Annotated in this window: 12 protein-coding genes; 7 read left to right on the plus strand and 5 right to left on the minus strand. The window is 48.8% G+C overall.

Annotated features, from left to right (window positions below; genetic code table 11):
- Positions 1-15 precede the first annotated feature (15 nt).
- Together FT643_RS04755 and FT643_RS04760 are read left to right on the plus strand one after the other, a co-directional pair.
- Positions 16-1,047: an amidoligase family protein gene (locus tag FT643_RS04755; protein WP_156869740.1), complete on the plus strand. Its 1,032-nt coding sequence runs from the start codon at positions 16-18 to the stop codon at positions 1,045-1,047.
- Between the two features lie 20 nt (positions 1,048-1,067).
- On the plus strand, positions 1,068-1,574 hold the full coding sequence (locus FT643_RS04760; RefSeq protein WP_317621946.1) for a YqaA family protein: 507 nt from the start codon (positions 1,068-1,070) through the stop codon (positions 1,572-1,574).
- Here FT643_RS04760 and FT643_RS04765 read toward each other — a convergent pair.
- Positions 1,546-2,622 (minus strand): tRNA-dependent cyclodipeptide synthase, encoded by a 1,077-nt coding sequence (locus FT643_RS04765; RefSeq protein ID WP_156869742.1) that lies wholly within the window; start codon positions 2,620-2,622, stop codon positions 1,546-1,548. The two genes, FT643_RS04760 and FT643_RS04765, sit on opposite strands and share 29 nt — an antisense overlap.
- Before the next feature lie 475 nt (positions 2,623-3,097).
- Here FT643_RS04765 and FT643_RS04770 point away from each other — a divergent pair, with 475 nt between their 5' ends.
- Both FT643_RS04770 and FT643_RS04775 read left to right on the plus strand, forming a co-directional pair.
- Complete coding sequence (locus tag FT643_RS04770; RefSeq protein ID WP_156869744.1) at positions 3,098-3,961, plus strand: PhnD/SsuA/transferrin family substrate-binding protein; 864 nt, start codon at positions 3,098-3,100, stop codon at positions 3,959-3,961.
- Positions 3,958-4,905, plus strand: a complete 948-nt coding sequence (locus tag FT643_RS04775) for an ABC transporter substrate-binding protein (protein WP_156869746.1) — start codon at positions 3,958-3,960, stop codon at positions 4,903-4,905. The genes FT643_RS04770 and FT643_RS04775 overlap by 4 nt, the downstream gene beginning before the upstream one ends.
- A 40-nt stretch (positions 4,906-4,945) precedes the next feature.
- Here the strand turns inward: FT643_RS04775 and FT643_RS04780 are convergent, their stop codons facing one another.
- The 3 genes from FT643_RS04780 to FT643_RS04790 all read right to left on the minus strand — a co-directional run bounded on the left by FT643_RS04780 (position 4,946) and on the right by FT643_RS04790 (position 8,848).
- Entirely contained in the window at positions 4,946-6,883 is a 1,938-nt protein-coding gene (locus FT643_RS04780; protein ID WP_198043321.1) for a TonB-dependent receptor plug domain-containing protein, read from the minus strand.
- Between the two features lie 93 nt (positions 6,884-6,976).
- A complete protein-coding gene (locus FT643_RS04785) occupies positions 6,977-8,104 on the minus strand; it encodes a DUF917 domain-containing protein (RefSeq protein WP_156869750.1) in 1,128 nt (375 codons plus the stop codon).
- 9 nt (positions 8,105-8,113) lie between these two features.
- A complete protein-coding gene (locus tag FT643_RS04790) occupies positions 8,114-8,848 on the minus strand; it encodes an aspartate/glutamate racemase family protein (protein WP_198043322.1) in 735 nt (244 codons plus the stop codon).
- 440 nt (positions 8,849-9,288) lie between these two features.
- On the opposite strand from FT643_RS04790, the gene FT643_RS04795 reads away from it, so the two are divergent.
- The 3 genes from FT643_RS04795 to FT643_RS04805 all read left to right on the plus strand — a co-directional run bounded on the left by FT643_RS04795 (position 9,289) and on the right by FT643_RS04805 (position 13,108).
- The gene (locus FT643_RS04795) at positions 9,289-11,211 is read left to right on the plus strand and encodes a sensor histidine kinase (protein WP_156869752.1); all 1,923 of its coding nucleotides are present in this window, start codon (positions 9,289-9,291) and stop codon (positions 11,209-11,211) included.
- A 45-nt stretch (positions 11,212-11,256) separates the two neighbouring features.
- Positions 11,257-11,664 (plus strand): response regulator, encoded by a 408-nt coding sequence (locus tag FT643_RS04800; RefSeq protein ID WP_255473879.1) that lies wholly within the window; start codon positions 11,257-11,259, stop codon positions 11,662-11,664.
- 127 nt (positions 11,665-11,791) lie between these two features.
- Positions 11,792-13,108: a mechanosensitive ion channel family protein gene (locus FT643_RS04805; RefSeq protein WP_317621947.1), complete on the plus strand. Its 1,317-nt coding sequence runs from the start codon at positions 11,792-11,794 to the stop codon at positions 13,106-13,108.
- 30 nt (positions 13,109-13,138) lie between these two features.
- On the opposite strand, the gene FT643_RS04810 is transcribed toward FT643_RS04805, so the two are convergent.
- Positions 13,139-13,708 carry a sigma-70 family RNA polymerase sigma factor gene (locus tag FT643_RS04810; protein ID WP_232339864.1) on the minus strand — a complete coding sequence of 190 codons (570 nt, stop codon included), beginning with the start codon at positions 13,706-13,708 and terminating at the stop codon, positions 13,139-13,141.
- Position 13,709 lies beyond the last annotated feature (1 nt).

Genomic DNA, 13,709 nt, shown 5'->3' on the forward strand with positions numbered 1-13,709 from the left:
CAAGAGGGCTGAAGTATGGAAAAGAACGAACTTGAGCAAGATCAGGCCGATCCACATCCGCGAACGGCAAATAGCCCCTACACGATGCCACCACACATTCAAACCAGCGACGGTCGTATTCGTCGGCTCGGTATCGAAATTGAACTCAGTGGCCCGGAAGTAAAAGACCTGGTGGAATTGGTACAGAAGGTGTTTCCGGGCAAAACCGAACGCTTGAGTGAACGCGAGTGGCTGATTCACAGCGACGACTATGACACCTTTACAGTAGAGGTGGATTCGCAACTTCTGAAGCGGATTGCCAGAGACTACGAAAACTCCGGCGATTTAATTGATGAGCTCACCAGCCATACGCTGGGCACCATTACCAAAAATTGGGTGCCCTGCGAAATCGTCACCCCTCCCCTGCCTATGACTGATATCGGAAAAATGGATCGATTGGTGGAGCTGGTAAGGGAGCGCGGCGGTAAAGGGACGCGGGACTCAATTTGGAATGCGTTCGGTTTGCATTTCAATCCCGAGATAGCGGCGCTTGATGCGGTGACTGTGCTGCACCATCTCCAGGCCTACATCTGCTGTCACGACTGGCTGGTGGACCAATCCGGCGTCGATTTCAGCCGACGGGTCACGCCTTACATAAAGGCTTTCGAAGAAGATTACATTGAGTTCATTCTACGCGAGGACTACAAACCGAATATGGACGCGCTGATAGACGACTATATTCGCTTCAATCCGACCCGGAACCGTGCTCTCGATATGTTGCCCATGTTCTTACACATTGACGAGGCGCGGGTGCGGGAAAAGATCCAGGATCCTTTGGTAAAACCAAGGCCAACCTTCCACTACCGTCTTCCGGACTGCGATATCGATAACCCGGAATGGGGCTTGTGGGCAGCCTGGAACGACTGGGTCCGGGTAGAAGTACTGGCCGACAATGCAACGACTTTACGCGCCTGTGCCAATGCCTACCTGCAACACCTCGACAGTTTTACGCCGGACTTTCTCAAACCCTGGAAAGAACAAGTTGTGCAATGGTTAGATGTCCGTTAACAACGGCTTGATCGTATTCCGTGTCTAGCTTTACAGAGGCGCTTGCAGCGCTCTCCGCTTCGCTTACAACCGGTTCTCTGGCCGGAGATTACGCTGTGGTCTGGCTTGGTTCCTTTGCCGCCGCGACCATTCTGCCGTTTTACTCGGAGCTGTTGCTAATCAAGATGCTGACCAGCTATCCCGACCACTGGCTGGGGTTAACGCTAATGGCGACTTTCGGAAACACATCCGGTGCTGCCATTAACTGGTGGCTTGGAAAATACATGCTGCATTATCAGGATCGCCGCTGGTTCCCCCTTAAAGAGCGCCACCTGAGACCCGCACAACGCTGGTTTGAAAAATACGGAAAATGGACACTATTGCTGTCATGGAGCCCGCTTGGCGGCGATGCTATCACCTTGGTTGCCGGTATCATGAAAGTGCAGTTCTGGCAGTTCTGGTGCCTGACCTTTGCAGGAAAAGCGATACGCTACTTTGCCATTGCCTGGCTGCTCTACGTCAATGGCTATCCTGCCCTGCAGGCCTGAAGGTCAACGAAACACTAGTCAATTGTTTGAGCAACTCGGGGACACCAGGGTGTAATCCATTGGCGATCTCATCAAACGCGTTCAGTTCACCCGGATAAACCAAAGTGGTCCACCCTTCGGCGATCAGGCAGCTGGTCACTGCCAGCTCTTCCAACAAATACTTTTTGGACAGCTCCACAAAACGAATTCTTTCCACGTTTTTACGGTGCGCAAAATTCTTGCTGAAGTGGTTAACCGAGTCACGAAAATTAGCGGAACACTCATAGAGGTTATAAAGCGAGGTCAGGGTTGATGCGTAACCCGGCTCCGGAATATAGCGGGACGCACGGCTCACAATAAAACGGCAGTGGTTAAGCCCCCCGATAATAGCCTCGCATTCATCAATCGCACTTTGCGCCAGCGCATTGGTAATGGACAGCGATTTTTTCAGGGAAACATGCCGTTCCATCTGAATCGTGTTGTTATGGATGGAATCCGCAATCAATACTAAACATTCACTAAAGTGGGAGTCGATCCATTTCATAACTGCCACCAGCCGGTTACCCGTAAAACTGCCACTTTCTAAACTGAAGCCGACAAAACACTTTTCGCATTGCAGAAAAGTGTCCCGTGCGGTTTCCGGTGCAACTTGTTTGATTCTGGCTTTGTATTTTTTCAGACCGGAGAATTGAAACACGTCGGTAAGCCGATTATTGCAAAGTTCATGAACCGAAAATTCAATGCCCGATTGATAGTCACCCACCCCCAAAACAATATTCTCGTAGCCCCCCAATGAATCACAAACCGCAATCCCATCCACTGTCGTGACTTCCGTTTCCTCCAGACGGCGGAAAGATCCACTGCCAAAGTGCGCAATGACCCGATTCGCACTGACGTCATGGGTGGCTGGATAAATCAGTAAAACCACATGATGATCATCCAGTTCTATTGGCGTCACCTTGGCCAGATTCTGTATACTATGAACAACTTCCTGTTGTGAGTGAAATTGGTCGAAAGCGACGGTTCTGAAGTGATTATTTTGGTCTTCCATTAGGCGGTCGATGCACATATCAATTTCCTTTTTAATAGGGCTTGTTTGAAATGTTTTCTATAAAACCTGCAAACGCCGTATCGCACCCGTTGAGTGACGACACAGCACTGCCTCTATCCGTCAGAGAATTCCATTACCTTGTCGGTAGAGCGTAGAAAGCGCAGCACAATCACATATGGAACGGTTGTGCTAATAGACCTGAACGTCAAAGGGTATTTAGCAACCCGCTGCGATATCGTCCAAATCCATTTTTGTATTTTTTTTAACCTGCCATTGTTAAATAATAGTCCAATTTTGAACAATTCACCCCCAAGATGGGTTAAATTATCAGCAACTCTAGTAACCCGATGAATTACATAAGATTAAGGTCTAAACAATTTGCCCAATTAGTCCTAAGCTTAAACGAATGGATATCCGATCAATGATCAATGACCACATGGCTTCGTGGAGTCCCCTTTGTTATTCCGACGTGTTTTTGCAATGAGATTACAGCGTGAAATCGTTGCGTAACCCCTTTCAGCAGCGCAAAAGGCTCGGCCTGATTTTGAGCCTTGTTTTTGTTTGTCTTCTGTTGACGCCATTGACCACTCAAGCTGACTCCAAGCCCACCGGACAGGTCACGGTCTATCATTACAATCCGGAATCCCATAACGACCGCAACCTGGTTCTCAAAAATACCTTTGATCGCTATTTCAGAACACAGTTGGATATGCAACTGCAGCCGGTAGAAGACCGGAAAACATTCCAACAACTGGTCGAACAATCGAAAGGCGCCATATTTATCATGTCCGACTGGCATTATCGCCAGTTAGCAAGCACCAATAGATCCCTTGTTCCTTACCTGCGAGGACTTGAACACGGGAAGGATACGTTTCGAAAATTATTAATTGGTAAATCACAGAGCCTTAATCAAACGGGCAACATCCGTATCACTCTGGCGGTTTCAGGCCCCCAGGACTACGTCGATACTCTGCTCGCAAAAATGCAGTACAGTAGCGGTCAGATCACTGTATCCAATGCCCGATATTTAACGGTGCCGAAAGACATCGATGCGTTAATGGCCGTAAGTTTTGGCTTGGCTGACGCTGCCCTGGCTTCGGAAATCAGCTTTGAAAAACTGGCCACTCTGAACCAGGATGCCTATCGGAATTTGCACGTATTGGGACGTAGTACACCGCAAAAAAGCCTGGTGGTTGTGGTGAACCGGGACAATCTAATTGGCTTGGAACCGGCACTTAACGCCATCGCAGCAATGACTCAGAATCCCCAGGGGAAACTCGGCCTCAACTTATTGGGGTTAGATGAATGGAAGCGACTACCCATGACGAGCCAAGCTAAGGGAGGGCATGGACTATGATTCAGGCCCGCTGTTTAGTCATTCTGATTTTTGCAATGGTAATAACCAATTGTGCACGCATTACACCGGACCCAGCGGGCCCGGTTCCCTTGTCCAAAAACAAAATACTGGTAGTGAACAGCAATCATTCATTGCCCCGATATCAGTTAGCAGAAAACGGGTTTATGGAGGCACTGGCAGGCAAGGACATTGTTACGCTCGACCTGAACAACGACGAGAGACCCACCGAACAGCTACTGGACGTACTGAATACTCAACAATTTGCCGCAATCTATACCATCGGGGCAAAAGCGCTGGGATCGGTTGATTACATTGATCCGGCCGCACAGGTTATCTATAGCTCGGTGCTAAGCTGGCGGCAGTTCCAATCGCGGGATAATTATTTCGGCGTCGCCAGTGAAGTAGCACCCCACGCCCAGATGACCTGGTTTAAATATTTCTTTCCGCAGTTAAAACGAATTGGGGTCATCTATAGCGAGGACAATGCCGGGCTGGTTAAAGATGGGGAACGGTTTGCAAATCAACTGGGCATCGAACTGGTCAGTGCAGCCGTGAACAAAGTAGAGGATTTACCCCGTATCGCTGATCAATTATTGCAAAAAGTAGATGCGCTTTGGGTTCTGCCCGACCCTGTGGTTTTGAAATCCGAAAGCAGCACCAAACTGGTTTTCGATCTGGCCCATCGCCGCCAAAGGCCTGTGTTCGCCTACAGCTCCCTGTTTATGGAATTAGGCGCAACGTTGAGTATCAATGCAGACCTCGCCACCACCGGACGACAAGCAGCGGTTATTACCCAAACCCTGCTCGAACAACAACAGCCGGAATCCCACGTTCAGTTTCCGGCGGGCAGCAGTATATCTTTGAACTTGCTCAAAGTGGGCGAGTATCAACTCGATCTGAATACGGATGCTCTGGGCTCGGTAAACGAATTGTTAACACAGTAGTTATGAATGACCCGCAGAGCACTATCGATGCCCCGCTCACCTAATATTCAAACTGCAGTTCCAACATAAAGCTGCGACCGGGATTGGGATAATCAGACAACATAACCCCGCTTGGAGAGGGGTCGACATGATGGGCATCCAGGGCATTGTAGAGCGACGTTGTTATCGTGATATCTTCAGCGCTATTGCGCCAGGTCAGCGCTAGATCCAGGGTGGTAGTCGCTGGCACATCGGCTCTCGGGTCTGCCTCTTCACGACTTAGCTTGCTTTCATACAACACACCGGCAAACGCATTCAGACTGCGCGAGAAACGGTGGTTATACCAAAGGTTGGCCCGTTGCAGGGGAACCTCTGGAGCCCGGGTATCGTTAAGGGCATTGGTGGGATCCTGGTAGGTGTAATTAGAACCCAGGGTGGAGCCATTGCGTAAACGAAGCTTGGCTTCCAGCTCCACACCCAACACCTCCAGTTCACCGACATTGTCTGAAAAGTTGACCGCTCCCTGCGATGCTCTGGGCGCAATAATATCCTGAATATTATTGTAGAAAAAGGTGCCCCTAACCTGGAAACGACGGCTTATATCAATATTCAAACCCAGTTCAAAGGTATCAATCTCTTCCGGATGAAGATCCGGATTGCCGACAATTGACGGGTTATTAATATTGTACAACTCCCCAAAGGTGGGCGCCCTGAAGGCAGAGCCGTACGTCGCGATCAGATGGTAATCGGGTACAAATTCCCAACTTAAGCTGGCCCTTGGGTTGAAGCTGCCCTCGAAGTCACTGTAATGATCATAGCGGGCTCCGACTATCAACCTGAGGGTCTCCATCACATCCCAGATGTCCTGCATATAGACAGCGACGATGTCGCGATTATGACTGCCGTTCCAATTAGCAACGTCTGAGATATTTACCAGCTCTCCGGCACCATTATTGGTCCAGTATTCCACACCATATTGACTCTGGTGTTCCGCCGCCGCCCCCAGCAACAATTTATTATTGCTGTTCCAGTTCCAGGTCAAAGTGGATTCTATTCCGGTTTTGTCGTGCTTAATCGGACTGCGGGCATAGAAGTTGTCCGCCAACTCCCACAGATTATCAAATTCAAAGTGATCAAAATAAACATGCGTCATCACCGACAGGTTATCGGAGACAGGGGCAACATAGGATCCATCGATAAAATATTCTCTGTATTCCTGCTCTGAGCCGGTGTTCAGAAAGTTATTCGCGCCTAAATACGCCCCCGCCTTACGTTCCGTATACCGGCCCTGCAATGACAGATTCCGGTAACTGCCCTGAAAGGACATCTCATATCGTTTTTGCCAAAAGTCCGTGCGTCCGGATTGGCCTGTCGCATCGGAGCGGACCGGTTCGTTTATTCCGTCCGAATGAAACACATTGGCGTTGAAAGCCAGATCCAATTCACCGATTCGTTCGCCGTACAAAAGATCGAACTGATTGGTCTCATCACTGCCACCCGACAAGCTAAGCTCAACACCATCAATATCTTTTGCTGTCTTGGTCACGATGTTTACCACCGCGACAAAGGCGTTGGCACCGTACAGCGCCGACCCCGGCCCACGAACAATCTCAACCACTTTGATATCATCTATACGGAAGTTGTTATAACTGGACAATGCCCCGCCGTTAACCAGGTTGTTATTCACCGGATGGCCATTAATAAGAAACAGGACCTTTTCCGAAAAATCGGTCTTCACGCCCCGCACGCCCGTAGACGTGATGCCCATATTAAATTGATTGATACCGAACCCGGGTACCCGCTTAAGTGCGTCCATCAAATTACGGGCACCCATTTTCTGCAGCTCATCGGCGGTTATGATGCTGATGGTGGAGCCGCTCTTATTGAGTTTCTCCTGGGTCTTGGTGGCCGTAGTGACATAGTGCTCCTCCTGCAACCAGCGTATTTCCTGTTGCAGTGTGGGAGAGGTAGCGGCACTTGCCTGGGATAACACAAGCATTGAGCCCCCTATGCCCAGAGCAACGCGTCTCCCTACCAACATTCCAATCATTGTTTGCTTTTGCTCCACCACGCAGAGTTTGTTTACGGGCTGTTAATCCAATAAGTCGGGAATATCCTCAATAAAGGTATAGCCGGACCAGCTTGCCGAAGAAAATTTTTGCGTCAACAACGTCAGATACTGAAAAAACATACCGGGTGTACGAATAGTGTCCAACGCTTTCACCCATAGCAGGCAGATTTCGATGGATTGCTTACTTTCGAATCGGCTGCAAATCTCTGAATTGGTCATCGGCGTGCCATCTACACCCATACAGCAAATCATATCCGGGCCTAAAATAAACGCCGAAGGCTGCCCATGATAATCAATGGTTGCAAACAGGCTTTCGTTGACGAAATACAGTCTCACCGTCATCCCCGCCTCATCTTGCACAGTGATAGTGCCCACATCGAAGCCATCTTCCACTTTATTCGTCGCCGCAATAACACGGCCTTTGCGCGTAATGATACGATTATCTGCATAGAAATTACCAATTATTGCCCGCACTCCCTCTAACGGATTCTGAGTCGCCATGGCCACACCCAACGACCGCGCCAGCGACAGGGAGCCAGGCACAAACGCAGCCGGCGCCGTCAACTGTTGGGCACTGATCGGCCAGGTGGCAACCGTACCGGCATTATGCAGTTCATTGCTGACTACTTTTCTGACGTCTCGCTCCATCTGCCGGGCATTCGCTGGATGCAATGGAAACTGAACGTCCGTTTCGCTGACTACCAATGTTTCTTGCGTCGGAAATCCCTTGAGGGCATAAGTGCACATGCTCATTTGGGGAACGGATCGACCCGCACCGTCTCCATCCACAAACGGGATATTGTACTGGGCGCACGCCAGCAGCGGGATCATCGAATTCATTGCGCCCACTTCGATCGGCAGCACATGACTAAACGTTTTGCCTGACATTTCCTGTAATCCGGTCAACCCGAAGCCTGCCGAATAATTAAAATTCAGGTTGGGGGCGTCCGGTGCGCCTACCCCACATATCACCAACAGCTCATCGCCGGAGTGGAGTTCTTCTACACCCACCACGCTGACCTCGTTCGAAAAATGGGTAATGTTGTCGATGACATCCAGAGCAGAAGCCACTCCGCCTCCCCCGCCACTGGCCAGAAAACTCGCCCCATTAACGATGGTTTGCATATCCGTTTTATTAATCTTGTACATACGCGGGGTTCACTCTGCGTCCTTAAAGTTGGGTGGTACCTGATAGGTTACCCGGCTCTGCCATTGCCTGGTTCGCATCAACATATACAGAAAGTTCACCGCCGCTTTATTGGGATCGATCACCGGAATATTCATTTTATATTTCGCTTTTAAGCGCTCCGCCACCGGTTCGGCGATGTGCATAAATCCCGTGCAGCCCAGCAAAATAGCATCTGCTCCGGCAGTCTCAATGGCGTTAACGCTGCATTCGTATACCTTTTCGATCACGATTTTCTTTTCAGATAACTGGTGTACAGGCAAGTCGACTGCAACGATGGAGGCAAAGTTGGGTTCAATGCCAAAGGTTCTGATATGGGATCGCTGCATATCCACCACCGAATCCAACACGGTGACAATAGAAAACCGCTGCCCCAGGGACATCGCCGTGAATACGCTGGGCCTGAACCCACCAATAACCGGTACGTTGACCACCTCCCTAGCTTCTTCCACACCACAATAATCAAAATCCGAGACAAAAATCCCGTTAAAGCCCTGATGTTCCGCTTTGATCGCCAGATCTACCACATGGGGAGCATTGGTCATACGATCCCAACGACTTTCTATAGACGCATTTCCGGCGCCGATGTTTTCCACGTCAATATCCAAATCAGGCGGCGCGGCCCCTCGTGCCAATTCAGCTAATTCCTGGTTATACGCAGCGTCGTTGATGGGAATGATGATTTTCATTCTAAAGTCAGCAGCCATGGAATTGATTCCCTTCGATAAGAGATGTTATTTTTGTTCGATTCATGTTCTGTAGAATTCGCGCGCTAACCTGACCTATCAGCTCAAGCACGCGCATTACGGATACAATATGGGTATTCCCACTTAAGTGTAGTCAAGCTTTAAAGCTCTTCATCGATTCCTGTGAAAACACTTAAAATTGGCATTTTGCATATGCTTTCAACGCGTTAGATAATTCTAACTGGCAATAACGGAAGCATCCGTTAATCTATGTAGCATTTATTCCGCTACAGAAACAAAGATGGTGACTATTATTAGTAAGAGTGAATTACAGTGCGCTTCGGTAATTCACCAAGCTCCCTTATCAATCAACCCATGTTCTTGAGTAAACGTTGTTTGGAGCAAGGGGAGCTGCGTGTGTGTAGCTGTATCAGTAAACGATCAGGCCCAAGGCTTATTCGATGATGTTCAAACGAGGTATTCGCAACCAGTTGGTTACGGTGATGCTGCTACTGGTTCTCTCGGTGCTGGTATTACTCACCAGCGGGCAAATTTCCTCTCAGCAGGCAATTTTGCGAGGGGAATTGCAAAAGCAGACCGACCTCATGCTGGAAAATCTATACAACAGGGCTTTATTTCAATCCAACCAATTACACCATCAGGTCGAAGAGCAAATCGCGTCCTTCAACCTCTTTGAGATGACCGACTCCCTCAACAAAATCTCGGAAAACAGCAGCGAATTGAAATGGGTGATCCTGGTTGATAAATCCCAGAACGTTGTGGTGAATACTGCTGGTTCGACAATCCAACAAAACAAGTACAGCGACACCCTGTTTCAGCAAGATTACATCGTAGAGGTCAAATCGATCGGAAAATCATTATCAGAGAAGCCGGATCAGCTCGTCACGGAAAAGCTAAGAGACGCCAATGGTTTGGTATTTAGATTACCGGTTCAGGTGGGCAGCGGTCCGTGGGGCCAACTGATGGTAGGTTACTCTTTAGACGGGGTGAAAGCACAGGTCAAACAATCGGAACAGGAAAACTCCGCCATAGTGAAGAGCTACTCTCTTCGATCCCTCGCCTCTGCGGCCAGTATTCTTCTGCTCACATTCCTGGTTATTTCACGTTTAGCCCAGCGCCTGGCCGATCCCATTGTGCGCTTGACGGACTTCGCGCAACGCCTTTCCAAAGGTGACTTTTCCATTGTCAACCAGGTCAATCCCACGGGCAAAGATGAAGTGGGCGTGCTCACCGCTCAATTCTCAGAAATGGCTGTGAACCTGAGTAAGGCCTACCAGGACCTGGAAGAATACAATCTGCACCTGGAAATGAAGGTGGATGAGCGCACGGAGCAGCTCAATCAACAAAACGAGAACCTGATCAAAGCGCTGAATGACCTTGAAGAAAGCCAGCAACAACTGGTGCATTCCGAGAAAATGGCCGCATTGGGCCAATTGGTCGCCAGCATTGCTCACGAAGTGAACACTCCATTGGGCGCTATACACGCCTCTGCGGGCAATGCCACTAAATATTACACCGGCTATGCCAATAGTCTGGAGATGCTTTTCCAGCACGCCACCGACGCTGAAAAACACCTGTTCGACTGGCTATTACACAACGCCGGCCCCATGGAATCCATGACCACCCGCGAAGAACGCAAGGTCAAGCGCAAAGCCCTGCAACTGCTGACAGAAAGCGGCTCCGATAGAGCAGAAGAAATTGCAGACCGGCTCATTGATATGGGGCTGGCTGACAAAACAGATCAAATAATAAGCATGATGGTGGGCGACAACAGCTTTCGAATCATCGACAGTGCGTACAATCTCACCGGCATTATGCGTTGTAATCAAACCATTTACACCGCGACCGCCCGTGCCGCCAAAATCGCGTTTGCCCTGAAAAGTTTTGCACGAAAGGACCATTTCGGCGAAAAGTCCGATAGCAATATCAACGAGGATATCAATACGGTCCTGGTGCTCTATAACGGCTTGTTAAAGCAGGGCTGCGAAGTCATTAAAAACTTTCAAACCCTGCCGCTACTCAACTGTTACCCCGACGAACTCAATCAGGTGTGGACCAATCTCATTCACAATGCCCTGCAAGCCATGGAATACAAAGGCGTTCTGACTATCGACACCCTCAGTATCAATATAGAGAATCAGCCCCACATTCAGGTCAACATCTCTGACACCGGACAAGGTATTTCTAAGCAGATTCAGGAACGGATCTGGGAATCCTTCTTTACAACCAAAGTGGCCGGGGAAGGCAGCGGACTGGGCCTGGGTATCTGCAAACGGATTGTTGAAAAGCACCGGGGCAAGATTTTCTTTAAATCCAGGCCTGGATATACTACGTTTAGTGTAGTCTTGCCGATTTCAGATTAAATTAGTCCTTATAGTTTATCTGTGTATTATCCAACATTGAGTGACATGTATTTGAACAAAGCTTATATCATTTGCGTCGACGACGACCGGACCATTCTCATGAGTTTGCGAGCACAACTGAGGCACTGGTATAAGGGCAAATACGCCATAGAAATCGCAGAAAGTGCACCGGAAGGCCTGGAACTGATTCAGGAATTGCTGGACGACGGCGAAGAAATCAAAGCCGTTATTTCAGACTGGATGATGCCCGGCATGAAAGGCGACGAGTTCCTGATTAAAGTACACAAGCAATACCCCACCCTTCTCAAAATCATGCTCAGCGGCCACGCCGATCCCGAAGCCGTTCAACGGACTGAAGAACTCACCGAATTCTCCGGCTGTATCAACAAACCCTGGACCCGGGAGGATTTTTTCCAGGTGATCCCCTTCGATGAAAAAGAGAACGAAGCGTAACAGCCTGCAAGGACTAATCAACTCTGCACTTCTCCTGACCCCGCCTTGTGCTTTCACTGGACAATCGATTGCTTTTCTATAAAGTGAATAAGCCTGATGAATTCTGCTCAACCCGGGAACAGTTTAAGTGAATACCGAAGAAATAAAAAAATTAGCAATGGACGCCGGTAACAAGGCGGTCGAATCCATTCTGAGCATCAATACCTATTCTCAATTAGCCTTGGTTTTTCTGATAATCGCTGTGGCGTACATCGCCAGCAACCGCATCCGATCGTTTATCCCGATTTTGAGAAAGCTGGACAAAACACAACCGACGGATCCTCTACGGCGCTTTCTTTCCGCTTTGGGAAACCTGTTATTTCCACTTCTGAATATCCTGATGCTGAGCTTTTCCGTTGAGCTGAGCAAACGCCTAATCGGTCAATCGTGGCTGGTTAATTTTGCGTTGATTATCGCCATGCTTTTTGTTTTCAATACCGTGATCCGAGATCACGTCAAAAACGATTTCATCAAGTTCGTTTTCAGATGGATTGGCCTGCCCTTACTGCTGTTGCATCTGGTGGGAATACTCGGGCACCTGATCCAGATTCTGGAATCCATGTCGGTCAGTATCGGCAATATCGAAATGTCGGCCTACGGCTTACTGAGAGTCATCTTTTTCGGTTCACTTCTATTCTGGCTCGGCCGTGTATCAAATAATACGGGCAAAGAAATAATTCGGCGCCAGGAAAAGTTGGATATCCGAACCAAAGAAGTGGCCGTTAAATGTCTGGAGATCACCATTTTTGTTGGGGTCTCACTTCTTATTCTACAGATCATGGGTATCAACTTAACGGCGCTTGCCGTGTTTGGCGGCGCAGTGGGTGTCGGCTTGGGATTCGGATTGCAAGCCATCGCTTCGAACTTTATTTCCGGCATCATTATCTTGTTGGATCGTTCCATTACGGTTGAAGACTATATCGAGCTAGAAGATGGTCGTTCGGGTATCGTTCGGGAAATGTCATTACGTTCCACTACTCTGGAAACCTATGATGGAAAAGACATCATGGTGCCCAACGAAAAGTTTATAACCGAAAGCTTCACCAACTGGTCTCACCACAACAACAAACAGCGCTACCGAGTGGATTTTTCAGTAGCGTACCACTCGGATGTTCGCAAGTTAGTCGAAATCATAAAACAGGTTGTTGCGACCCATGAGCAAGTCATCAGCGGTGACGATATCCCCATTGAGGAACGTCCGGATTGTGAAATCGATAGCTTTGGTGATTCCGGAATTAATATGTTCGTGGAATTCTGGATGTATGGGGTTGATGACGGAAAAAACCGGGTGGGTGGAGACCTGCTACTGATGATTCTTGAAACGCTACAGGAACACGGCTATGAGATTCCCTTTCCGCAACGTGAAGTTCGTATCCTTAACGAAGCGCCCCCTGCAAAGGTGTGATTCTGCCAACCCCCCTGCCCCTGCTTTTCATTAACAGGACAAATAACGATTCAATTTCATCAGATCACGACGCAGACAGGCTTTGATACTGTTAACCGGTTGGTTCAGATGGATAGCAATAGACTCCCTGCTGTACCCGTAGTAATAGGCCATCACTAATGCGTTGCGGTTCAATGTGCACAACGAGGTCAAACCACCGCGTAATTGACGGTGTAACTCTTGCGTCAACAAATGGGTCACCGGCGTATCCAGAGCGCGTGTTTCCGTGCATTCCTGAAAACGTTCAAACTGGTCTCTTCGATTTTTCTCAATCCCTTCGCATTTTAACCGGTCGATAGCGCGATAACGTAAAATAGCACTCATCCACGTCATCGGTTCGCTTTGGCTACGCTGGTAATCACCTGCCCGAAACCATATCTGTAGCAACGTTTCCTGCACGACATCTTTACTCATGTCACTGTCGTAGAGCACATTCATCGCTGCACTACTGAGCTTCCCCGCCACCCTGTGGTGTAATTGTTCCAGTGCAGATTGATCTTTCAAAGCAATTCTTTCCAACAATTTTTCCAACTCGTCCGCTGTTGCCTCGTGCATCGACATC

Origin of the sequence: Ketobacter sp. MCCC 1A13808, from assembly GCF_009746715.1 — a bacterium.
Lineage (GTDB): Bacteria > Pseudomonadota > Gammaproteobacteria > Pseudomonadales > Ketobacteraceae > Ketobacter.